4 protein-coding genes are annotated in these 26,957 nt (G+C 37.8%); 3 read left to right on the top strand and 1 reads right to left on the bottom strand.

Annotation, left to right across the window (positions count from 1 at the left end; translation table 11 throughout):
- Positions 1 to 158 precede the first annotated feature (158 nt).
- Entirely contained in the window at positions 159 to 3,527 is a 3,369-nt protein-coding gene (gene mfd / locus A3EE_RS0102655; protein ID WP_018341883.1) for a transcription-repair coupling factor, read from the bottom strand.
- 385 nt (positions 3,528 to 3,912) lie between these two features.
- Here mfd and A3EE_RS0102665 point away from each other — a divergent pair, with 385 nt between their 5' ends.
- From A3EE_RS0102665 to A3EE_RS0102675, 3 genes are all read left to right on the top strand, one after another.
- Positions 3,913 to 8,484, top strand: coding sequence for an Ig-like domain-containing domain (locus A3EE_RS0102665; RefSeq protein ID WP_051081592.1), 4,572 nt, complete (start codon positions 3,913 to 3,915; stop codon positions 8,482 to 8,484).
- A 5-nt stretch (positions 8,485 to 8,489) separates the two neighbouring features.
- Positions 8,490 to 10,556: a fibronectin type III domain-containing protein gene (locus A3EE_RS0102670; protein WP_018341886.1), complete on the top strand. Its 2,067-nt coding sequence runs from the start codon at positions 8,490 to 8,492 to the stop codon at positions 10,554 to 10,556.
- Positions 10,557 to 10,646: 90 nt separating this feature from the next.
- Entirely contained in the window at positions 10,647 to 26,936 is a 16,290-nt protein-coding gene (locus A3EE_RS0102675; RefSeq protein WP_157446848.1) for a right-handed parallel beta-helix repeat-containing protein, read from the top strand.
- The last annotated feature ends 21 nt before the right edge of the window (positions 26,937 to 26,957 follow it).

The raw sequence follows: 26,957 nt of genomic DNA on the forward strand, positions 1-26,957 counted from the left end.
CGAAATGATAAGGGATGCACCTTTGATAAGGTAATCTAAAAGCCTTTTTCGTTTATCTGTACTTTCTAAATTTAAATCTTTGAAAGGTGCTTCCAAGGTTGATACGAATTAAAAATAAGTTTCTCTAAGATCACGAAACTTTTTTACATCTGCAATGATTACTTTGAAACAACGATCGGTTTTTGAATTTCTTTAAGGATTTGTAAACCTTGTTCAATGGATTGAATTTCTGAAATGATGAGAATTAATTTTTTGTTAAGTTCTTTCATTTTACAATTCTTAGAATGAGTTTGTACAAATGTTAAAATAGTGCCAAAAACATCTGATGTATAATAGCTTGTTCGCTCTGAAGGCACAAACTGACAGCGCATTATGCCGCTCTTAATAGTTAGTTTCTCAAAGCCGAGCTCTTGAGCCAGCCAACGAAGTCTGATGGTTTCTGTCAGATCGATCACTTCTTTTGGTAGAGGGCCAAAACGATCTTTCAATGATGTAATAAACTCATTCAGTTCGATTTCATTTTTAATATTATCAATGGTAGAATATAATGACAACCGTTCTGAAATATTATTTACATATGTCTCTGGAATAAGAATGGAAAGATCGGTTTCGATAACACAATCCTGTACAAGATTTTTTAAACGTTGTTGATCCAATTCATTTTTGAATAGGTCTGCAAATTCTGTTTCTTTTAATTCCTGTATTGCTTCATCCAATATTTTGTGATACATATCAAAGCCTAAGTCTGTTATGAAACCGCTTTGCTCTGCACCCAGCATATTACCTGCACCACGAATATCCAGGTCGCGCATGGCAACTTTAAAACCATCACCTAAGTCTGAGAATTCTTCCAGCACACTTAAGCGTTTTCTGGAGTCACCTGTAAGAGCTGCAACCGAAGGTGTTAACAAATAACAGAATGCTTTTTTATTACTTCTTCCTACACGGCCACGCATTTGATGCAGATCAGACAACCCAAACATGTGTGCCGAATTGATGATTATGGTATTTGCATTTGGGATATCTAAACCGGATTCAATAATATTTGTTGAAACCAATACATCGTATTCGCCTTCAACAAATTTCAGCATAACTTCTTCTAACTTGTCACCTTCCATTTGTCCGTGTGCAAAGGTAACACGTGCATCGGGTACCAGTTTCTTAATCAGGAAAGCCATGCCTTCAATATCACGTACCCGATTGTATACAAAGAAAACCTGACCACCGCGTTTCAATTCAAATGCAACAGCATCACGGATAAATGCTTCATCAAATACATGGATCTCTGTTGTAACCGGCTGGCGGTTTGGTGGAGGTGTAGCGATGATGGATAAATCGCGTGCGCCCATTAAAGAGAAATGCAGTGTACGTGGAATCGGTGTTGCAGTAAGTGTTAATGTATCAATATTTATCTTAAACTCACGTAATTTTTCTTTTACCTTAACACCAAACTTTTGTTCTTCATCGATGATCAAAAGACCAACGTTTTTAAACTCAACATCTTTGCTGATCACACGGTGTGTACCGATCAGAATATCTGTTTTCCCTTCTTTAACACGCTTTAAGGTTTCTTTGATCTGAGCCGCTGTTTTAAAACGGTTTATGTATTCAACCACGCAAGGAAACTTTGATAAACGGTCTCTGAATGTTTTGTAATGCTGCATTGCCAGAATGGTAGTAGGTACCAGGATTGCAACCTGCTTGCCATCGCACACTGCTTTGAATGCAGCACGCACAGCGATTTCTGTTTTACCAAATCCTACATCCCCGCATACAAGTCTATCCATAGGGTGTGGCGACTGCATATCTTTTTTTACATCTGCAGTTGCTTTGCTTTGGTCCGGCGTATCCTCATACATAAACGAAGATTCCAGTTCAACCTGTAGAAATGAATCCGGTGAATACGCAAAGCCGGGAGCAGCCTTACGCTTGGCGTAGAGCTGGATCAATTCTTTTGCAATGTCTTTAACCTGACGTTTGACTTTGCTCTTTTTATTTTCCCAATCCGCCGAGCCCAGTTTCGACATCAGAGGCGGTTGTCCGTCTTTACCGCTATAGCGGGAGATCTTATGCAGTGCATGGATAGATACCACCATCAAGTCATCATCACGGAAAACCAAACGAATGGCTTCCTGCGCGTGACCGTTATTTTCAATGCGTTCAAGTCCGGCAAAACGTGCAATACCAAAATCTGAATGCGCAACGAAATCGCCGGGTTGTAATGTGCGTAGTTCCTTGAGCGTGATGGATTTTGATTTTGAAAAACGCTCTTTGGTTTTGTATCTGTGAAAACGATCAAAGATCTGATGATCGGTATAACACAAAACATTGCGTTGTATGTCAATGAAACCTTCGCGCAATGGAGAGATCAGTTCATCAAAGCGTAAGTATGGATCAAGTTCTTCCAGTATGGAATGCAAACGTTGGATCTGCTGATGCGACTCGGATGCAATGATAATTTTATAGCCTTGATTTATCCTGAGTTTCAGGTCATCAAGCAGCATGTTGAACTCTTTATTAAAAGAAGGCTGCGGTTTTGATTCGATCTCAATTTTTTCTGAACCGGAGATATGTGATTGAGAACCGAACTCGATAATGGAAAAATGTTCAATGCTTTTTTTGAATGACGTTTTGTTTTCAAACAAGGCATCGGGTGATGTGATTAGTGCACTGTTGCCGCTTGCAGCAAGAATGGTATCAAACTGTGCTTCTACTTTTGAAAACGATTCTTCAATGACTTCAGTAGTAAGTGTATAGTCTTTGATCCATATCAGCGTATCCTCGGGAAGAAACGTGAACAAAGCTTCACGTTCTTCTTTAAGTAAACGTGTCTGTACGTTTGGTGTGATGGATAAGACCGGAATGGTTGCTATGGAAAGCTGCGATTCCGGATTAAATGTTCTGATGCTTTCTATCTCATCACCGAACAATTCAATACGGTATGGGAATTCATTGGAGTAAGAAAAGATGTCAATGATCCCACCACGGATGGCGTATTGGCCGGCTTCATAAGCAAAGTCGTTGCGTTCAAAGGAATAGCTTTGTAAAAACTCTTCCATGAATTCGCGGTTCAGCTTTTCACCTACCCGGGCAATAAATGTATTTTCAACGAGCGAACGTTTATTGATTACTTTTTCAGAAAGTGCCAAGGGATACGTAACAATGTAAGATGGTTTATCTTGATTGTTAACAATATGATTTAGTGTTTCTGCACGTTGTAAAATATTGGCATTTTCAACCTGCTCGTAGTGATAGGGTTTTTTATAGGATGCCGGGAAAACAAAAACAGGCTGACCCAGCAATTGCTGTAAGTCGTTTTGAAAAAAGTAGGCTTCGTCTTTATCGTTCAGGACGAAAACCTGCGTTTGAGAACTGGTTTTGGCAAGTGCAGCGGCTAAAACAGCATCTAAACTTCCGGATAAGCCCTTTAAAAAGAGATTGTTTGTTCCCCTTTCTTGAAGCTTTTGTTTCAATAGCTGAATATGAGAGTCATTCTCATATATGCCCAATAATTCAGATACTTTCAAAGTGTAATAGCTGCGTACTTCTACAAAAATACAATAAAAATCAGAGGGATTGGCAGAATATTAGAGATTATGGTTGCATTAATAATATTGAATCTGTCAAACATAGGAACACATAAAATGGAATTATATGAAGTAAAAATAAAACTATATGAAGTAAATAATTAATGTAACATTTTAAAAAAATACATACCTAGTTGTAGGTATTTATAATCTGCTTTATGGAATTATTTTAAAATTATAAAAACACAAATTCCCCTATCCCTTATCAGATAAGGTGTTAAGAACGGATAAGTAATTAATAAGTCATTTCAAATGAAATGAAGTATAATTTGTAGTCATGTAATTTTATTCATAGTTTTGAGTCTTATTACCCTGGCTATTAAAAATGAATAAATTACTATTAGTATTTTTTGGAGTTTGTTTTTCAATATCTTCTTCATTCGCACAATTAAATGCCATGGGTGCTGCAAGCCGCACCTTAACTTCTGTAGAAAATGTTGTACAGGGAGCTCAGGCAAAAGTTGATGAAATTGAAAGTGTTCTCAACACTGTTAAAAACAACAATTTATATAAGTCGCTTATTGATGGAAAAGAATTTAAGTTTCCGATAGGCGTACTTCCAAGTGATGCCGACCGCAATTATGCGTTGGTTATTAATAAAGTTTTTATGACACCGGATGGTATGTATGCCGAGGTGTTTATGAAAGTAACTGTTTCATCCAAAACAACGCTTTACTTTTTAGCTGACAGAGTGCCCTATAGCCGTTCCGGTGGTTTTGCAGGAGACCTGCGTTTGTATTTATTGGTAACGGATTCCGTTCAGGTTGGTAAAGGCTATAATATAGAATTTAAGGGATTAGCAAGCTCGCTTAAAGCGAACCAAACAAGCGTGAATCTTGCGCAGGGCAATATAGATGATTGTTGTTTTATTACATTCAACTGTAAAGGCTTCAAAGATGTTACATTAACAGGGTCGGTAAATTTTGATAAAAAAACGATCGTATCAGATTCAAAAACCAAAGCACAGGTTTCAATAAAATATCAGATTCAGGCGGCAAAGAAGGTTTCCAATTTTACACTCGAGCTCAGTGATATTCCCGACTTTGAATTTACAAATCTGCCGGGCTTTAAATGCTCCATGCCGCATTTAATTGTCGATAACAGTGAAGTTGCAAATGCACAGGATTTTGCATTGCCTCAATGGTACAAAGATTCTGTTGCTGTGATAAACAACAAAAATCATGTAACAGCAGCAGATACTGCGGGTACTGGAAAGATTGATGGAGTACAATGGAAAGGTGTTTATATACCGTCTCTCGTCATTGATATACCAAAAGCATTTAAAGAGAAGAATCCGAATGAAATCGTTGTTATAACCGGTGAAGATATTATCATTGATGGAAATGGTGTAACGGCTTTAACACATGCTGAAGGAAAAAATAATACACCGTTTTATGATGGTACATTAAAAGGTTGGGAATATCGAATCGATCAACTCAACTTTAATATGATCGCCAGCTGCCTTTCTTCGGCAAGCATTCTTGGTGGTATTACGTTGCCGGTCTCTAAAAAAGGCGCCCAAGATCAAGTAGGTTTTATACTTCTTGTGTCAAAAAATCTCGCTGATAACGACATGAGTTATGCCGGAAAAGTTAGTCTGGAAAACACAGGTAATAAGAATGGTTTAATTAATGTACAGGCATTTGGGCTTGCAAAAATGCAGATCAGGAGTGCAGACATTTCATTTAATTATGCAGCCGGTCAATTTTCCCCGTCCGTAAGTATAACCGGTTCTCTATCACTAGCACCCAGCAAAAAAACAACAGATACCAGTGCAGCAGCTCAAGCCAAGCCTGCAGCGGGATTTGGAGTTGTCTTTCAGCGATTAATTATTTCCACGCAGGCACCTTATATTGATATTGACAGGACGCATGGCGGTTATTGTAAAATGTCTACAGGCGGACAAACCATGTCGAACTTTCCTGTATCCATTGACACAATTAGTTTGATTAAACAATCCGGCGGGCAACGGGTAGGTATTCAAATATCTTTAACGGTACAACTGCAAAAATCTGGCGGAGGAAGTAGCGGAGGATCAGGTTTTGGTGGCTCTGCAACATTTACCATTTGGGCGAAACGGGATGCTGTTACCAAGAAATGGGAATACGATGATTTCAGTTTAGATCAGATCATTATAGATGTAAATAATGATGCATTTAAACTTCATGGTGAACTGTCAACGTTTAGAGGCGACACACTTTATGGAACAGGCTTCTGTGGCAAAATTAAGCTGTCCTTAATGAAGGAAAAACTGGTTATTGAAGTAGCAGCTATTTTTGGACGAACAAAAGAATATATACCGAGTGTGGATACTCCGGTTGATACAGCCGCGCTTGGAGATAATGCTATTTCTTATCGTTACTGGTTTGTAGATGCCGGCGTTACGTTCCCTGTAATTCCTGTTGCACCAATGGTAGGGATCAATGGCTTTAATGGTGGATTGTATCACCACATGGAAATGTTGAAACCGGGTGCATTACCAAAAGTCCAATCAACAGTCAGCTGTAAAACTACATCCGGCTTAACATACGTTCCCAATAATAATATACACTTAGGTTTATTAGCCGGTATCGGTTTGCAATCGGTGCCTACCGATGCGGTGTTCAATGGTAAGATCACATTTGGTATTGAATTTAATAAAAGTGGTGGTGTAAACATGCTGGCGTTTTTTGGTGATGTAACCATATTTACACCACCTGTTAATGTGCCCGGTTCTGATAAGTTAAAAACAGCAATGAAAGTTGTTGCGGTTGATTCGATCAGCGCCAATAAAGATAAAACCAAAGCAGAAAAGCCGGTGGAAGAAGATCCAAAAGGTTCTGTACGTGTGAAATGGTTTACACAATATGTGTTCCCTACAGAAACATTTACGGGTGATTTTGATGTATATGTAAATGTGATCAATGTAGTAACCGGTGGCGGAGAAGATAAAAAAGCCGGGCACATTGCAGTAATGTTCTCTCCGACGGAGAAGTATGTGTACATGGGTGTACCTTCAGATCCTATATCGTTGGAGGTAGTAAAATTATTTAAATGTCAGGCATATTTCTGTGCCGGAAATAAATTACCGGTTCCTCCTATCATGCCTTTACCAGCTGAATTCGGAACGCCTCCGATCGATTACAATGCAATGGAGACAGGTGCAGGTTTATCTTTTGGTGCACGTGTAAGTCTTGAAGGCGGATTTAAAGGAAGTGCCAATTTTCTTGGTTGCAGTGTTAATCCGTATGCCAAGCTATGGGTATCGGCCGGTTTCGATATCCTGATCACACAAACGTCTCAGCCTGTATATTGTACAGGTGGTGTAGAGCGTGGTATTAATAATTGGTATGCTACCGGACAGGCATTTATTATGGGTGGAATAAATGTAGGCTGTGCGTATGATTGTAAAATCAAGAAAGGAGATTTCACACTCGTGTCGGCAACTATTTCGGCATATGTTTTTGCGCAATTACCTAGACCAAGTTATTTAGTCGGGAATGTTTCCATATCATTCAAGATCATAAATATGTTTGGCGGAACTGCAACCTTCAATGTTAAGTTTGGAGAAGAATGTGTGAAGGAAGAGCTGGATAAAAATATTGTATTCATCGAATCTATGCTTCCTTCAACAGGCTCTACAAATGTAGCGGTGACACAAAACATTGTAGTTAATTTTACGAAGCCTATTGAAAAATTCCATTTTGAATTAGCAGACGAAACAGACCCGGATAAAAAAGTTCAGTATAGAGGAATGTTATATCAATCGGATGTGATCGTGCGTTCCGGAGCAAAAATAATTCCGTGTGACTTTAAATGGAACTCTGATAAAACACAATTAACATTGGTGCCAAAAGAGTCTTATCCTGAAAATTCAGAAGTGGTAGCTGTTGTAGCGGTACGATTAGAGTGTGATAAAGGTGCCGGTTGGGTAGCTAGCGGTGAAATTGAAAAAGATACAACTATTTTTCATACAAAACTTGAGCCGTATAAAATCGAAGTATCGAACGTGAAGTATGCGTACCCGATGCCGAGCATGAAAAATTATTATAAAAATGAAAGTAATACGGGTTACATAAATTTACTTTCATTGCCAATTAAACCGATGCGCATACAACCAAACTTTGCGTATCAAGTGGTGTTTTTTGATGGTTCCACAGAGGTTGCGCGAGTTACCAATGTTACCGTAGTCAATCAAAATTCAAAAGATCAGTTTACGTATCCGATTCCAAATGCTTCGTTGCAGAATGGTAAAACGTACACGCTTAAACTTATGAAAGTAGAACTGGTTGATCAAACAAGGGATGTAAAAGTTAAGACCGATACAACCCAAAAAATAGGAACGTATGCGCAGGCACCTAAGGATACAACCATCTTAGAATATAATTTTACTGCTAGTAAGTTTGGAAGTTTTGCAGAGAAGATGGCTTATTACAATGTAACTGAAGTTGAAGTATCAGGCCGTGATGTAGTACATAGCTTAACACCAAACAGCAAAGATGTTAAGGCGAATAGTGCAGAAGGTTTTTCAGACATGGAAACATATGGTGTGATGATCGCAGCTGTAAAAGTCTCTGATGCGTTTGTGCGAACTTCAGGTGCTGATTTCTCTAACGGATTTGCACTGAACGGTGTTCAGATGCCGGATAGTGTTGTATATAGTTATTACAGCAATACAATGCTTGTTCAATACAATGTGTTCAGTGAATTACAAACACAAAACCAAGGTGTAACAGCCAAAGCGATTACCTGTACTGTGCAAAACGATATGAATACATGTGCTTCAGGCCGCGGTTCATCTACATTCCCTGCTGGTAAATATTATTACAAGATGGCTTATTACCTGCCTGGTAAAAACATAAAAACATCAGAAGTGACGATCGGATTTGATTTACCGTCACCAATTACAGTACCCTAATTAAAATGAAAAAAAGTATATTCTTATTCCTGACAATGTTTCTGTCACAGCTGATTTTTGCTCAGCAGGGCGATAGTCTTGGATTAATGACACAGGTTAAAACGAATAGCGTATTATTAAAATGGATTCCTTCCAACTACAATGCATGGATGGAAGGTTCCCGTTTAGGATATGTAATTCAGCGTACAGAAGTGCAGCAAGTGGATGGCAAGTGGAAAGTTGTTGGAACAGTTACGTTAACGTCTGAACCGATCAAGCCCTGGTCTGATGAGCGTATTGAAAAGGAAGCAGAAACAAATCCGGATTTAAAAAATGCAAAAGTATTGGTTGCGGGAAGAATTTTTGAGGAGAACCTGGGTCCCAATCCTCCGGTTGGAAGTGTAACTGAAATACAAAGTCAAAAAGATTATCTGCACATCATGTCTGTGCTTGCCAGTTTATTGAAAAATAAATCATCGGAAGCGATGGGTTTATTTTACGAAGATAAAACAGCCTTAGCCGGAAAAACTTATTTGTATGAAGTGCGCCTGAATACACCTGCCAGAGAAGTTAAAGGAATTGCTGTTGCTGTAGTGGGTATACCTGCACAGTTACCGAATGTATTGGGCTTTGATTATAAAGTAGTAAACAAAGCAGTAGAATTATATTGGCTTCAGGCTAAGTACTCGGGCTACTTTGCCTACGATGTTTACCGTTCTACATCAAAAACAGGTGTTTATACAAAGGTAAACAAAGATCCTTATATCGGAGAGATGGGCCTCAAGCTGGATGAGAAAAGAGTGAAGTACATCGATTCATTTCCGGAAATGAATAAAACATATTATTATAAAATAAAAGCTATAAATGGTTTTGAGCAAACGAGCGCGTTTAGTGAAATACTGATGGTTAAAGCGGTTTCGTTTATTCAGCTTTCACCAACAATTACCAAAGCATCTTCCAAAGATAATTTACGCATTGATCTGGAATGGGAAGTGAGTGCAGAAGATAAAGGAAATATTGTATCGTTTTCTGTATGGACTGCAAAAACTCAAAACGATGTAATGAAGAAATTAAATGACAAACCGATTTCCCCAACTACCTATACCTATACCGATGCACGGTTAAATAAACCGACGTTCAATTATTACAGAGTATGTGCGTATGGTGTCACGGGCGATTCAGCCTGCTCTATTTTGAAAGATGGTTTTTTAGTGGATTCCTTTCCGCCGGCAAAACCGATTGTAGTATCGGGTATCTGTGATACCAATGGTGTAGTTACATTGATCTGGAAGAAAAATAAAGAAGAGGACATGTATGGCTATCGGATCTTCAGAACATACTATAAACATAAAGAACCGAATCGTATTACAGACTCTACGTTTAAAGACACGTTGTACATTGATAAAGTTGATGTTAATTCCGGATGGAGAAAAATCTACTATGGTGTAGTGGCTATTGATCAAGTATTTAATGCCTCTATACAATCCACGTATTTTGAAGTTTTATTGCCGGATAAAGTGCCGCCGATCAGTGCTGTATTTAAAGATTTTAAAACGAATTATTCAGGTATTACACTCATGTGGACGTCTAGCCCCTCAGAAGATATTAAATACCAATACCTCTATAAAAAATCTGAGTTTGAATTTCAGTGGCAGCCCTTTTTAAAACTTGGTGGAGATAGTTTGAAAATAACATCTATACGCGATACCTTAACACAAACAGATGTGTGGTATCAATACAAGTTGGTGGCGGAAGACTCTTCAGGTCTTCGTTCGCCGGAGGAGCAAGTGATTCGTGTTCAGCAACCGGAAAAAGATCCGTTCCCGCAGGTGACAAATATTAAAGCAGTAGCAAGCAGACCAAATAAAATGATCAAGCTAACCTGGGATTTTAATAAACAGGCAGATGGCTTTAAGATCATGCGTTCGCAAAACGGACAGCCGGTAGAGACCTACGAATTTGTAAAGGGAAGTAAACGCGAATTTTACGATACCTGGTTAACAACCAATACCGAATATAGCTACGCCATTATAGCCGAACTGCCCGATGGCAGAGAGTCAGTAATGAGTGTTGTGATTAAAGTAACCTACTAATGAATATAGAAACGATGTATAGAATATGTGCATTGCGCAGATAAACAACACATCCGCTTTATATAAAAAGATAATTAACCATCTATGAAAATGAGACCATTCATTTCAACCGCACTTTTGTTTTTTGCATTGATTTTTTCGAATGCATTGATTGCGCGTACGTATTATGTAAACGCTAATTACACCGGCACGACCGAAAACGGTTTGAGCTGGGCAACGCCGTTTAAAAAACTGGAGCCGGCTCTTGCTGTAGCTGCAGCGAGTGATGAGATCTGGATTGCGAAGGGAACGTATGTGGCACCTAGTGCTGGGTATTATGTAAATGTTGGCATGAATATTTACGGAGGATTCGCCGGAAATGAAACAAGTATTTACGAAAGAGATTTGGTCCTGAATAAAACGTTGGTCAAATCCAGTGTTCATGGGGCAATTTTTTTTCTCAAGAAGAACAGTTCATTTAAATTAGATGGCTTAGAAATGAGTGATTTTGGTGCTGGTATATACCAACAGCAAGATACCATCACGTTCACGTACAATTACGTTCCAACCGATTTTTTTAAAATCAATATTAATAATTGTAAATTTTATGATGGAGGCCTTGGTATAGGTGGTCCGTACGGTTCAGATATTCTTGTCCAAAACACAACATTTTTTAATTTAAATTCTCCATTAGTGACGGTTAGTAATAATGGAACAAGTTATTCAGCTACTGACTTTCAATATGCAACAGTTAAATTTGATAATGTTACTGCTGGACAAAACAGTTCTGTAGCACTTTCTGTAACTAATACTAAATTAGAAGTTTCAAATTCTTCATTTAACGGATATAACTCACCGTTATTTGTAGGTGATTATTATTCAACATCTATACAATCTACCGTTTTTACAGGGTGTAACTGTCAGATAATTTCCGGCAATTTGCTAGATCCAAATGTTGTTATTGATGGCTGTACCTTTCAGGATTTCATGTTGAATTGTGGATTTATCAATTCAGGCAGGGTAAATCTTAAAATGAGTAATAGCAGTATTAAAAATGTTGTTACAAACAATAATTTTTTTACCCAGGATAGCATTGATTTTGACAATGTTGAACTGAAAAATATTACGTTAAATACGAAATTCTTTTCCCCTCAAGGCAATGTACGTATGAATAACTGCACCATTGATGGTGTTACAGCTGCGAGTGGTACTACTCAATTTTTGACTGCTCCTTTATTGTTGGATGTTCGGAACTCAACGTTTAAAAACAATGCCATGCAACTTTTTGAGCAAAATAATAACAGTGCAAAATGTAATTTTTACAATTGTGTATTTGATAATAATACCGGCGTACTGGCTGATGCCTCTTATTATCCTGATATGATGTATTTAACAGGTGAAGATATACGTATTGAGAATTGTCAGTTTACAAATAACAGTTATACAAATAGCTTAAATAATTCTACAACTTCTGGCTTAGTAACAATAAAAGGCAGCAATAACAGATTGAATCTGATCAATACAACTTTTAAAAATAATAAAACGGTTTATATATCAGGCGCTGTATTGATTTATTCCAGTACATTAGAAGCACAAATAACAGATTGTATTTTTGATGGCAATACTACATCAAGTATAGATATGACTGCAGTTGGAGCATTATACTTATCCGGTATAAGCTTAAATCCAATAAAATTTAAAAATACAAACTTCATCAATAATTATTCGAATAGTATTGGAGCTATTAATAGTGCAAACAATAGCCTCTTATTTGAAAATTGTTTGTTTCAAAAGAATAAATCAACTCAGGCAACATCTTCTGCCACTTATGTCGGATATCAGACAAATGCTGGAGTTATTACATTAATGCAACACGGCGGAGGTAGTTTGATTCCAAGTAAAGTTTATTTTATTAATTGTAATTTTTTGGAAAATGAATCAACATCAGGCTTAGCTGGAATAGCTTGTCAATTTTATTGGGGTGATTTAGTTATTCAACAGAGTGTCTTTAAAAAAAATAAATCATTAGCACCAATCATATTAAGCGCATCCGCAAATATAAAACTTGAAAATTCGCTTTTTGATAATAATATTGTCAGTGGCATTAATCAATTTGGCAGTATTATCTATCATAGGGCAAATACTGCAGTGGACTGTATCTTTAATGTTTATAATTGTACCTTTGTAAATAATGGATCTTCAGGAATTTATTCTGTATTGAGTGGTGTTCAAGCAAACACTATTAATAATTCTATTTTCTGGAATAATGGCACGAATCAGACACTTCGCTCAATAGGACCTTCTCCTATAATCAAAAATTCTAACATACAAGGCGGCGGTTATACAGGTACAAATTTGTACGATGTGAATCCTTTGTTTGAAGATGCAGCTGGCGGTAATTACCGTTTGTCCTGCCAATCTCCATTGATCAACAAAGGTAATAATGCCTATGCTTCCGGCTTCGACCTGGATGGCAAGGTCCGGATCTTTGCAGATACCGTTGACATTGGCGCATACGAAAAACAGGTAGACCCGGCAGTAGTGAATATGGCTATCGTTCCTGATTTTACTATTCCTGCAACGGTATGTAAAGATGAAGTAGCAACAACAGTCAATGTTACTGGGAATCCTGCTAACTACATATACCGTTGGAATTTTGGCAACGGACAAACATCTACACAAGTTGCCCCAACATTTTCTTACACACAGCCTGGTAGCTACTCGATTCAATTAACTGCATCTAATATGTGCGGTCAATCAAATTCCATTACAAAACAAATTACAGTACGTGCAAACAATGCACCAACCATATCTACAGCTTCTGTCGTTTGTCCGGGTGACGAATCTGTTTATACAACAAATGCAACCTGCTCCAGTCTGGTATGGACAGTTACCGGCGGTAACATTACAAGTGGAAATAATACAACAAGCATACATGTAACATGGGGCAATGGTGCATCCGGTAATGGAAAAGTTGAGTTGCTTGCTACAGGTTGTGGTACCGGTGCCTGTGAAATTCCCGTGTCTATTGAGATTCCGATTACTCCTGTAAACTTTACCTTAGCAGGTAATACTAAAGTATGTCAGGGAAGCATCACACATTACGGTACGGTAAATAAAGATAAATCACCTTCAACCATGTATACCTGGTCTGTAAAAAATGGAAATATTTACGGGACAAGTACAGGTTATAATCTTGCAGACATTGATGTACAATGGAGTACAACTGCTTTAGACGGGGTTGTTTATTTAACAACCTATAATGAATTTTTAAAGTGCGGCAGACAGGATTCATTTATTGTAGCATTACGTCCAACATTCCGTATAAGTGGTTCAACAGAAGCATGCGGTAATGGATTCAACAATTATAGTGTCACTCCTACAATAAATGTGTTGTGGAATGTTGCAGGTACGGGTAACACGATCAATACTGCAGGAACAGCAACGTGGGCAAATACAGAAGGTAGTTATAAAATAACAGCTGTACCTCAGAATTTAGATAATGCCTGCAATGCGATCGATACATTTATTGTACATGTTACTCCGCTACCTGTTGTAACAGGCATCACCGGAGAAAAAGAACTTATATTAAATTCTGTTGATACCTACACAGCCCAAACAGATATCAACCAAAACAATCTGAACTTTTTCTGGTCAACTCCCGGCGGATCAGTTTTGTCAACGTATGCAAATACGGCAACAATCAAAAGAGATAATTTCCTTCCGGATAATATTTCTGTTTTTGTAAAAACTAAAACAGGAAACTGTGCTTCTGCTCCGGTAAGTCTTGCGGTAACACAACAATTTGTGTATACCATTTCTGGTCCGGTGAATGTGTGTATTGGTGAGACGGGCTCATACACAGTCAATACAAATCCACTGAGTACATCAGATACGTATACATGGAAAAGTACATTGAGCGGTACATCCTTCACAGGAACTACGTTTGATGTAGCATTTACAAACCCGGGTACTCAGCAAATATTATTGACTGTTGTAAGCAATGGTAAAACATTTAACATTATAAGAAACGTTAATGTTAATTATACTCCTTCCAAAATAAGTATTGAAGGCCCTGCAGTTATTGACCCTGCAGGTTTGCAGACTTCAACCTATACAATTAAAACTCCAGCGAATGCTGCGTATACCTACAACGTTACCGGAGGTGTAATACAAAATAAAACAGGAAATGTACTTACCGTTAAGTGGAGCGGTACAGAACCTTTTGAAATTACAGCAACAGATTATTTTGGTGCATCAGCTTGTACAGGTGTTCCGGTGAAGTTCGTAGTGACGAAAGCGCGCGAGCTGGATAAATTATTTGCTGCAAGCAAGCCGGCTTGTTTGAATTCAAGTGTTGTATATACATTCACTATAGATGAGCATACAAAAGGTTTATCATGGAGTTTAAATGGCGGCGGTAATATTGTGCAAACAAATAACAATACTATAACGATTGAATGGACACAAACAGGTTCACATACACTTACATTAAATTATGATCGCTTTGGTGCGCAGGTAATAAGCTTGCCGATTGTTGTAAATGCATTGCCGCAGCCCCAGGTCAGTTCAGGTACAATATGCGGTACAAATGGTTTGACGTTGTCTACTACTCAAAATTATTCATCGTATCAATGGTATTTGAACGATGCACTTACTGCTTTCTCAACGCTTGCAAACCCATCGATAATAAAAGAAGGGATGTACATAGCTCAGGTAACAGATAACAACGGTTGTGTAAATTCAGGAAGTGAATACATCAAACAGATTCCATTACCTAAAGCAGGTATATTCAGTTATGATAAACTTGCAGTTTGTTATGATGCTGCTTCATCTGCAAATACAAACATCAGTCTTTCAACGTTTGAAGGGCAACACTACAACTATCAATGGTTTGTAGATAATGTTGCTGTCCCTGGAAATAATACGTATACGCTTCCGGTAGCTAAACCACTCAATGTACAACAAGTGTATTCGTATAAAGTGAAGGTTACGTTAGAGACATGCGAGCAGACTTCTGAAGTTGCATATGTTAGTGTAAGCCCATGCAACGGTGGCATCGCAACCGGCTGCACAGAACCTTCGGTTTCTTTTGTTGTAAATTCATTGTCAGCGTGTCAGCCGATAACATTTACAAATACATCACCTTCTACAGATGAGTTTGGCTGGAGCTTTGGTGACGGAACGTATTCAACTAAAAAAACTCCGGATCCAAAAACCTATACCGATGCAGGTTTATTTAATGTTCAGCTGACAAGACGTTGTCGTGGGTACGGGACTATTATTGAAGTTCCGGCTGCAGCTCTTTTCAAACTGGATGAGCCAGGCTGTAAAGGTCAATCATTATTATTTAAAGATCTATCAGTAAATATTCCACTTAGAAAAATTGCTGAATGGAAATGGAACTTCGGCGATGGTACTGAAATAATAACTACATCAGGAGCAAGAGATCAGCGTCACGCATTTGCGGATACTGGTAAATACACAGTAAAACTTACTATTAAAGTTCCCAATGCTCAGGGCGATTTATGTGACTATTCGTATTCACAGGTGTATCATATTACAGCTCCTCCGGTTGCAGACTTTCTGGTACTTGCACCTCTATGTACAGGATCTATCTATACTTTCATTGATAAAAGTGTTGTGACATATGGCAGAGGTAATAATGAATGGACATTCAGCAATTCGCAAACATCTTATCGTGATACTACGTTACAACAATTTATTCCGGGCAATCAATCGGCACAATTAAAAGTGACAGATTTGTTTGGCTGTACAAACACAAAGACAACAGCTCTTACGGTTACGGCTCCATATCAGATTGGTGCTATTACAAAAACATCAGCAGATACGTTATTGTGTAATGGAAGAAAAGTAACATTAACGGCTCCTCTTTCAGCAGTTGCTTATCAATGGAAAAAAGACGGCGTAGATATTTCCGGTGCAACAGCTCAAACATATGATGTTACGCTGGCAGGAAACTATAGTGTTACGTATGCTCCTGCTATTGGCTGTACGGCAACCACAGGAATTCATAGAGTGAACAGTTATTCTGTACCGAATTTAGTTTCAGGAGAAAAACTGAATTGTGTGGGCAGTTCAATAACGATAAAAAGTAATTTGAGTCCATCGGACTATTCTTATAAATGGAAACACAATACAGATAGTTTACCGGACAATAATGCTGATCTGGTACTCTACAACATTACCGCAGCACAAGCAGGTAATTATTTTGCAACGGTTACGCAAAGAGCAACGGGTTGTTTTGCAACATTGCCGGCATATGCGATTACTGTTAATCCAAATCCTGCTAAACCAAATATTTTTGCTGATGCATTAAATATCTGTTATAGCGGAACGACGAGCATTCATACAACAACTATCAAATCAGGAAATACATTCTCCTGGTATCAAAATGGCATTCAATTGACGTCTGTAGATACTGTGATTACTACGAACCCGTTGCCAGGAGATGCAACGATTTTTGTGAAAGTAAAAAGCAATGCAACAGGTTGTTCTACTTTATCCGATAATCTTATCATACGGGTTGCTCCTGCTATATCTATAGTACTTACAGGAGATACTGTAGTTTGCCAGCAAGTGTCTGCAGAATTAAGATCGGCACTAAGTACTGCTAATTTTGATTTTCAGTGGTATAAGAATGGTATAGCTTATGGATCAAATAATTCTAAGCTGTCGTTTTCTTCTATTCAGCAGGCAGATTCAGGATCATACAATGTTCGTGTGACCAGCAAAGGAACAACAAACCAGCTAGGTTGTACAGCTGTTTCAAACACCAAAACAATTAAGGTTAAGGCCACTGCTCCAACACCTGTTATTACAGGAGCTCCCGAATTCTGTTCAGGAAGCAGCACTACCTTAACAACAAATCTTGCTTCCAATTTTGTTTGGAATACAGGTGCAACAACACCTGCAATAACGGTATCTTCAGGAGGTTCTTATTTTGTTACTTCAACAAATCCTGCTTCTGGTTGTACTGTAAAAACTACTCAATTGGTTACGCAAAATCCACTTCCGGATCTGAACTTTATTCCTTCAGGTGAATATGCAAGATGCGGCACAAACAAAATTGCATTCGACGGACTTAACCCATACCCTACAACAAAATGGTTTATTAGCGGTCAGCTTTTCAGCACAAATAAAATTATTTATCCGATAGAATCCGGAAAATATACAGTAACCGTTTCAACCGCTAAAGGTTGCACAACTATTTCGGATACCATGATCATTAATACCCAGGAGTGTGCTTGTTATGTAATCAATACCAATGATAGCGGTGATGGTTCATTACGTGAAGCGATCAACTGTTCAAATGATAAGCCGGGCAAAGATGCGATCAAATTTAATATTCCTGGTACAGGTCCGTTTATAATCAAACCAATCACAGCATTGCCTGTTATTAAAGATTCTGTTTTTGTAGACGGGTTTTCACAACCGGGTGGAGGTATATATAAGATCATACTTGACGGTTCAGCGAATACGATTGCGCAGGCACTGGTGTTAAAAGACAATCTGTCGAATGTAAAAATCTCAGGTCTTACGTTTATTGATTTCAAAACGGCAATTGGCTTATCTGCAGGTACATTTAATAATACGATAGAAAAAAATATTTTCAAGAATACAGATAATACATCTGCTAACATTGTCATAAACGATAAAGCAAACAACAACCTTGTTCGCAACAATCAATTTGATGGAGGACGTTCAGCAATTGAACTTACTGCTAAGACAAATAACAATATTGTTGAATCCAATACAATTGCAAATACAGTAAATGGAGTTGAATTTAAAGGAGGTACAAAAAATACCGTTCGATTAAATACAATTTCAGGTTCTACAGGAAATGGTATTTTAGTACAAAATGCTCCCGGCAATACCATTATTTCAAATACGATCGGTACATCTGCAAATAACGGTATCGTACTACAATTAGGTTCTGACAGCACTACAATTTCTTCAAACTATATTGGAGTAGATGCTGCAGGTGTTATTCAAGCAAATCAGAAAAGTGGTGTGAGCGTTCTAACAAATGTTAGAAACACAATTATCAGTAGTAATACGATTTCAGGAAATGCATTAAGCGGATTACTTATTAAAGGTCAACAGGCAACAATTAAAAATAATTTTATTGGGATAAACAGTTCCGGCACTATTTTGCCTAATAAAGACTATGGTATATATGCAGCGGATAGCGCAATGATTAGTGGCAACACAATTTCCAATAACAAAAACTACGGCGTTCTGGTAACAAAATCTGCTACGGTTGTAAATAATACGATTGTAAATAATACTTCCGGCGGAATATATGCAGAAGAATTATTTAATACGATTTCTAAAAATAAAATTACAAATAGCACTACAACTGTTAAGGCAATTGACTTGCATGCAAGCACAACTACTCCGGGAAATGCAAATAAACAACCGGCAGTATTTAAAAGTTACAGAAGGTCAAGTTCGGGAGGGATCATCATAAGAGGTACGAGTGTTGCTGGTGATACTGTAGAAATATTTTATAATAACAACAGCCCTCAGCAGGCATTGTTCTATGTAGCGTCAACAAAAACAGATGCTGCAGGAAACTGGGAAATTGAAATTCCTCAGGGAGCTGCATTCAACCCGAGTGATAAAAACTATTATTTAAATACTGCTACTAATTCTGTAAAAAATACTTCTGAACTTTCAACGCCATTCTTAACAGGCTGCTTCACGTGTGTGTGCGAAGTACTAAATACAAACGATAGCGGAACAGGTTCATTGCGTGCAGTTATTGATGAGGCGAATGCAGGAGGCTGTATGACAATTAATTTTAAATTGACCTCTCCGGATACAATTCAGTTAGCAACAGCGTTGAATCCAATCACTGTACCAGTTACTATTGTTGGACCGGCTTCAAGTGGACCGGATCCTATGATCTTTATAAAAGGGTCAAACACATTTAATGGATTTGTAGTCAATAATGAAGGAGCTAAAATTATTGATCTCGGCTTCACAAATTTTAAACAGGCTGTCGTTCTTAAAGGAGATTATAATGTTGTACGAGATGTAACCATTATAAATTCTACCAGACCGCTTACAATTACAGGTAATAATTCTCAGGTGTTCAGTAGTGCAATTAATACTACCTGGGCAAATGATCTAAGTACATTTAAAGCAGATACGCTTGTGTACATTACCGGTAGTGGAAATCAGATCGGTGGAACAGGCGTTGACAATAAGATCACGAATGGTACTACAGGTGTATTAGTGGATGCTGGAACAACAAACAGTATTTTAAATAATGCGATCTATAATACGACCAAAGCGATTTCATTAATAAATAATGGAAATACGAATTACGATAAGCCGGCAAGTCTGCTTGGTTCTATCAGCGGATCAACAGCTACGATCACAGGTACTGCAAAACCAAATGATAAAATACAGATCTTTTCAAGTACGTATATTCCCGAACAGGCAACCGGCTTTGTTGTAGAAGTAACTGCAGATGCTTCAGGCAACTGGACAGCTACGATTCCGTCAGCAAACGTTGATCTTACGAAAAACAATTATTTTGTAGCAACTTCAACAAGTACTACTGGTAATACATCTCAATTATCTCCTCCTATACGTGTTGGTAATTTTGTGCAGGTATGTTATGTAACAAATACAAATGATACCGGTGGAGGATCATTGCGTGAAGCAGTAAATTGTGCAAACACAGCAGGCCTTGGTACAAATGGACTTCCGGCACGAATCGAATTCCAGCTTCCTTCAACTCCCAATGTAATAAGCCTTGCATCCGGTTTAGCGATTACAAATAATTATGGTGTTGAAGTAAATGCACGCAATATACCTGTATCTGTTAAAACAACGAATTCAACGTTGAACGCCTTTACCTGGTCAACAAATAATTTTAAAGTCAAAAACCTGACGTTTGAAAACTTCTCGAATGCGTTGTATTGTACAGGTTTGAATGCTGTTATTGATTCCAATAATTTTGTAAACAATACAAATGCAATTTATGTCAATGCTGCTGACAGTATTATGCAGCAAAGCATAACAAACAATTATTTTACAGGCGGAACAAGCAGTATCAACAGTACAAGAGGTTCATTGATTATCAATAAAAATACTTTTGGTATTTCTAAGGCAGGTGTTGCTGGACCGATTACAGGTTATGGTATTTCTGCTACGCGTGCAGCTGCTGTTGTAATAAACAATAATACATTCGCAAACATAAAAAATGCAACAGCAACTTCACCAGTAGCTGCAAACGGATATGTAATATCCATTGAAAAGGCTGTATCAACAATTTCAAACAATAGAATTACTGGAAATGTTTCAACGGCATTGCCGGCAATCAGATTGTATGCAAACAAAAACTCATCTGTTATAGCGAACAAAATAACTTCGGCTGCCGAAGGTATTCTGTTTGATCGTTGCGATAGTGTTATCGTTTCTCAAAATGCATTAGCTGCAATTTCTGACAGAGGTCTGAATATATATAAGAGCAATAAAGTTAAGTTAACACAGAATACGATTGTTGGTTTGGCGGCTGGCGAAACGCCAATTGATCTGAATCTGGCTGCTCCTGCAAATGCTTCTAACAGCAGCAAAGCGGCACCTGTTATTCTTACATCAACCTACCACGATGGAAAATTATTCCTGATCGGACAGTCGGAAAAATTTGATGAAGTAGAAGTGTTTTACTCAAATAATGATAAGCTTGATCTGGTTAAATACATAGAAAAATCAGGCGCGGATTCTACAGGTACATGGATTGTTTCATTCCCTATTTCTGCTCAAGGTTCTGATACGTTATTCTTCAGAGCCGTAGCAACAAAAACGAATAACTTATCTTCAGAAGCATCGGTTGCATTTACTCCTAAATTAAAAATCTGTCTGGTTACTACAGATGCAGATTTGGGTGTAGGCTCGTTGAGAGAAGCAATTGATAAAGCAAATTTAAATCAATGTAATCTGATTCAGTTTGCAATTCCAGGCACGGGTGTTGCTGAAATCGAAACAGTTTCTGAGCTTCCCGCTATTACTGCTCCGTTATTGATTATTGATGGTACATCACAAAACGGCTATAAAACAGGCTCTCCAACGGTAGATCTTATCAATAATATAGTTGTTCATGGATTTAATGGACAAGGTGGAAATCAGCTTGATATTTATGGAATGAAGATCACCAATTTTGGAATTGCAATAAATATTGTGAATAGTAAAATTGTTAATACAAGCGATAACGTTATTGCAAATGCAACAGATACAGGTATCAATATTAAAACGTCTGGATTTATGTATGGCAATATTGAAAACAATACCATTGCATCTCAAAGCTCATTCAATACAGGTATCAATGTAGATGGTACTTCAAAAATAGAGATCACTAAAAACCGCATTTCCGATTTCAGGAATACAGGTATCAGTGTTCAAGGAAACAATCAGAAACTTATAAATAACACGTTACGCGCTTCAAATAACACCACAGCAATAGGTATTTCTGTTACTAATTCTTCTAGTATATACATGGAAGGAGATACAATTGTACAGGCAAATGTTGGTTTCCAAATTAATAATGGATCTGCGAATTCAGTTGTATCGGGTGTAATCGGTAAAACAGATTCTGTTTCTAAAGCACGTAACTATATCGTTAAAGACATCGGTGTATCCATTACGGCAAGCAATAATTGTTTTGTTACAAACAATACAATCAATGTAAGTAAAAATGCAGTAGCAGTTACAAATGCGAAGGGCTATCTCATTAATACCAATACGATCAAAAAAGGTGAAACATCTGTTCTTCTATCAAATGCACCGAATGGCAGTGTAAGCAATAATACCTTAGATTCTGCGCTTGTTGGTGTGCAGGTTGATGCGTCACATGGTGTGGAGATATACAACAATGTAATTACACGTGTAATTAATTATGCTGTTGTTTTAAATACCGGCTCAGATACATGTGTACTTACAGGTAACCTGATTGGTGCAAGATATCTTGGAGATCCTACATATGCACAAGGCACTGGCGTGTTGGTTAAATCATCAAACAATTACATCGGTCCGGATGATGAATTGGGCTTAGGGAATTACATTAAACAAAATAAAAAGGGAGGGGTGATTGTTGATGGCGGAACTAAAAATGCGATTAAATATAACTTCTTCTACAACAATGATGTTACGAAAGGCAGACCAACAGCCTATGCAATTCAATTAATAAATGGTGGTAATAATACGAAGACAAAACCTTCTATTACTTCGCACAAATGGATTGGTGATACCCTGCACGTTTATGGAACAAATAATAATACCTCTGGTGATTCCATACATTTATATATGGGTACAGGTGGCTATGAAGAAACGTCGCAGTTTTTAGGACGGATTGATTCAAAGGTTGCAGGTAATTGGCACATCATTGTTGATACCGCAATAAGCAATTATATCCCTGCGCGCACTACCTGGTATATTGTAGCAACAGCAACGGATGCAAATAAAAATACATCGCCATTGAGTGATATGTATATCCTTGGTGATTGTTACATCACGTCATTAAAAGATACAACGGATAATCAATACCCATTGCCGAACACCATGCGCATGGCGATGAAGTGTGCAAACGGTCAGGCAAACCCTGTAGGTATATATTTCAATGTGGCACAAGGCGGTGCTAAAGAAGTAAAACTGCAAATGAAAATGCAGGATCTGAATAATGCATACGGTGTAAACTTTAGTGGTAAAAATATTCCGGATGGTGTTATTGCAGGAATGAACGCACAAAAAATGACAGGTACATCCTGGACGATAGCCGCAACAAATGCAAAATCGAGTATTACGAATTTCCAGATTGTAAATGCTTCCAATGGTCTTGAAGTTTTATCGGACAGTATCCTTGTTCAGAAAATGCGATTTGATAAAATTTACGGAACCGGTATTTTGGTTAGCAACAAGAAGATCGTTGTTGATTCATGTGTATTTGATTCGTTACGCATTGGTATATTCCCGGCTTCAAATGCACTTCGTTCTACGTTCAGCGGAAATACATTTAATGCTACCAATCAAGGGATTCTTGCAGCAAACGTAGATAGTTTGATTATCCGTACAAGTACATTTAATAATGGTGTATTTATAGGCATTGATATAAATGGATCAACGCACGCAGATATTTCAGCCAACAGATTCAACAGCAATCAGTCTCTTGCTAAATCAATTGTATGGAATAATTCAAAAGGTTCGATTCAAGGCAATACGTTTACCGCACATTTTACGCAAAATCCGGTTTCTGTTTTAAACGGGTCGCAGATAAACATAACAAACAATACATTTAGAGATAGTGCAGATGTTTATTTAGCACTTTCGGATGTTTCTTATGCCACAGTTACAAATAACACGTTTACAGTTGCAACGCAAAACAGCATCAAGACAAGCAATGTTACGCATACTACTATTATGAATAACACTGTGACACATGCACGAAACGATGCCTTCAATTTAGAAAATTCTTCTACGGTGTTTGTATCTAAAAACATTGTAACTAATGTTAGTCGTAGATCCGCAATAGACTCTGCTTTGTGTATCAATATTCATAAGGGCGAAGGTGCTCCTCAATCGAATTACGGAAAAGAAGAACCTAAAAATCTTACGTATGAAGTGAAGAACGGTCCGGATAGAAGAAAAGGAATTTTTGTAAAAGGTATTGCTCAAGCGGGTGACAGCATTCAATTATTTTTCTCGGATAGTATTTCTGCATCCATGAATAAATATGTTATGAGTGCATTTGTACCTTTAGATAGTAATGGCAGATGGGCTGTTAAAATACCTAGAGAGTTTTATTATCAGGATACAGTAACCTGGTATCATGTAATTGCTGTTGCTATTGGTGCCGATAGCAATACATCAAAGACATCTTCTGTATTGCATATTCCGCCGAGTCCGACTAAAATATATGTATTGAACGAATACAATGCAGGTCCGAACTCATTGAGACAAGCGCTTCTGGATGTTACGTATTCAGATCTATATTCAAAAGTTATTTTCAGTATTAAAGAACCGACACCTAAACCGGGTCCATATAATATTAGAATTGATAGCTTGTTCGATCCGGTGAATAGCTACATGGGCTTTGAAATGGATGGCGCAACACAAAAAGTGTTTGCTCCTTTCCTGGGTGATCAACGAATCATTGTAAATGGAAAGCTGATACAGAATAATTATGGCTTGGATATTATAGATTCTTCTAAAGAATGTTTATTGAAAAACATCTGGATGAGCAACACCAAAAATGGTTTGCGTATCAGTAACGATAAAAATACAATTGAAAAAATATATTTTATTAATACAGATACTTCCGGAGTGGCGCAATTAGACACGGCGTTTGTCATTCAAAGCGATGAGAATAAAATTAAGAACATTGGTATTTCAGATTACAAGCTGGGTGTCTTGTTCCAGAATCAAGTTGGTAAAAACCAGTTTACAGAATCAACAATAGACAGCACCGTTATTGGTATTGCAGTGAAAGATAGTTCATACCAAAACTATGTAGCGAAAAATACATTTACCAATACGTCACAGCATGCAGTACTGATTGATTCGGCAGCAGCGGATAATAAGCTGGAGAAAAATATTTTTGGTAAAGAAAATAAAGCAGTTAAAGGAAATGCGATCACAATCAGAAACAGCAGTAACCAGACTGTTGTTGCCAACCGCATATCGTACTTTGATGAAAGTATTGTGTCTCCTACCGGATTCAGTGCAATTGTTATTGAAGGTAAATCTTCAAACAACTTTATCTATAACAATAGAATTGGTTTGGATTCATTAGGCACCACAGTACACATAGCAAATACACGTGGTATTACCATTCAGAAAACGACTGTTGGTCAGCCTTCAGGCAATTCAATTGTAGGGAATGAAATTAACGGAACGAAACGTGCTCCGATCTACATTTCAAATTCGTCGCAGGATCTGATTAGTGAAAACATAATTGGTGGTGATTCTTCACGACATATATTTGGTATTGATACAACAGCAATTTTTGTAACCAACAGTATCAACGAGCAAATAAATGACAATACCATTTTAGGTTATTCTGATTATGGTATTGAATTGTTGACCGCGTCCGGCATTCAGATGCATCGAAATGTTATTTATACTAAGACGAATTCGAATAAGGCGATCAACATCCATGCAGATGATAATGCAATTGCATCAAATGGAGCGATCGCTACACCTACTATCACATCAGGTATATTAACCGACATCAGCACGATTAAACTTACAGGTACCGCTTTACCAAATGCAATGGTGGAGATCTATCAATCGGTTAAAGATACGCTGCATGCTATTGACTATGTTGATAAGGCTTTTGCAAGTACTAATGGAACCGGTGCTTGGGAATTAAATGTGCCCAAAACATTCTTCTCCTATGCAACACAAAATACATTTACGGCGCAAAACCATTTGAATGGAAATTCATCTGAATTGGGAAATACATTTACACCGGACCCTGTATTGTGCCAGCTTCAGAATACACCGTCAATAAAAATTATTGAACCTTTGTACACGCCTTGTCCGGGACCTGAATTCAACATAGAACCGACACAACTGGATAGTGATCTTCATTTTGCATGGAAGGCTCCTTCATGGGTTGATTCAACAAGAACAAGAAAAATAAGCTTAGCAGATACAACAGAAAATCTGGTGTTGAAAGTTACGGATAAGTTTGGTTGTGCACTTGTGCGTACAACAGATGTTATTTTCAAAGCAGAACCAATGCATCCAAACTTTATCATCAGCAGCAATGTGTATGCAGGCGATACAATTGTATTGGTAGATGTTTCCCTTCCTGTGCCTACATCTTATACGTGGTATAGTTCTGCGGGTGTAACGGTGTTGCATTCTAAGGATACGGCTGCCAGAGATCTGATTGGCGAAGATGGTAATGTATATCCAAAAGGTGTACGCTACATTCAGTTTGTATTGCCTGATTCCGGAATCTATTCTATCCGTCAGACATCTATCCGCGATGGTTGTTTTGTAGATCAGACGAAAGAAATTCATGCAGTAGAAAAAAATGTGAATGTTAACCATCCATACTTTGTTGCACCTGTTGTTGAAAGCGTATATGCGTATCCAAACCCTGCAGCAATCAATCAGGATGTATTCGTACATATTCAGGTAAATACAAAAGACGAAGTATCGCTTACCTTAGTTACTGTGGATGGTGCTGAAGTTGCTACAGCAAAAGTTTCCGGTAAACTGGTGTATGACCTGAAATTACTGGGTAACGGAAGCAATCAGTTATTTACAAATAATTTATCGGCAGGTGAATACGTATTGAAATTGGTGACACCTCAAAATGATAATATTGTCTTTAAAATAATTATCGGTGCAGTAAAATAACAGTAACTGTTTTTAAAGGAA

Origin of the sequence: Cytophaga aurantiaca DSM 3654, from assembly GCF_000379725.1 — a bacterium.
Classification (GTDB): Bacteria; Bacteroidota; Bacteroidia; order Cytophagales; family Cytophagaceae; genus Cytophaga; species Cytophaga aurantiaca.

Excerpts from the sequence above, each read along its gene's own strand:
- A3EE_RS0102665 (WP_051081592.1), top strand. The coding sequence starts at position 3,913 with ATGAATAAATTACTATTAGTATTTTTTGGAGTTTGTTTTTCAATATCT.
- A3EE_RS0102670 (WP_018341886.1), top strand. The coding sequence starts at position 8,490 with ATGAAAAAAAGTATATTCTTATTCCTGACAATGTTTCTGTCACAGCTG.
- A3EE_RS0102675 (WP_157446848.1), top strand. The coding sequence starts at position 10,647 with ATGAGACCATTCATTTCAACCGCACTTTTGTTTTTTGCATTGATTTTT.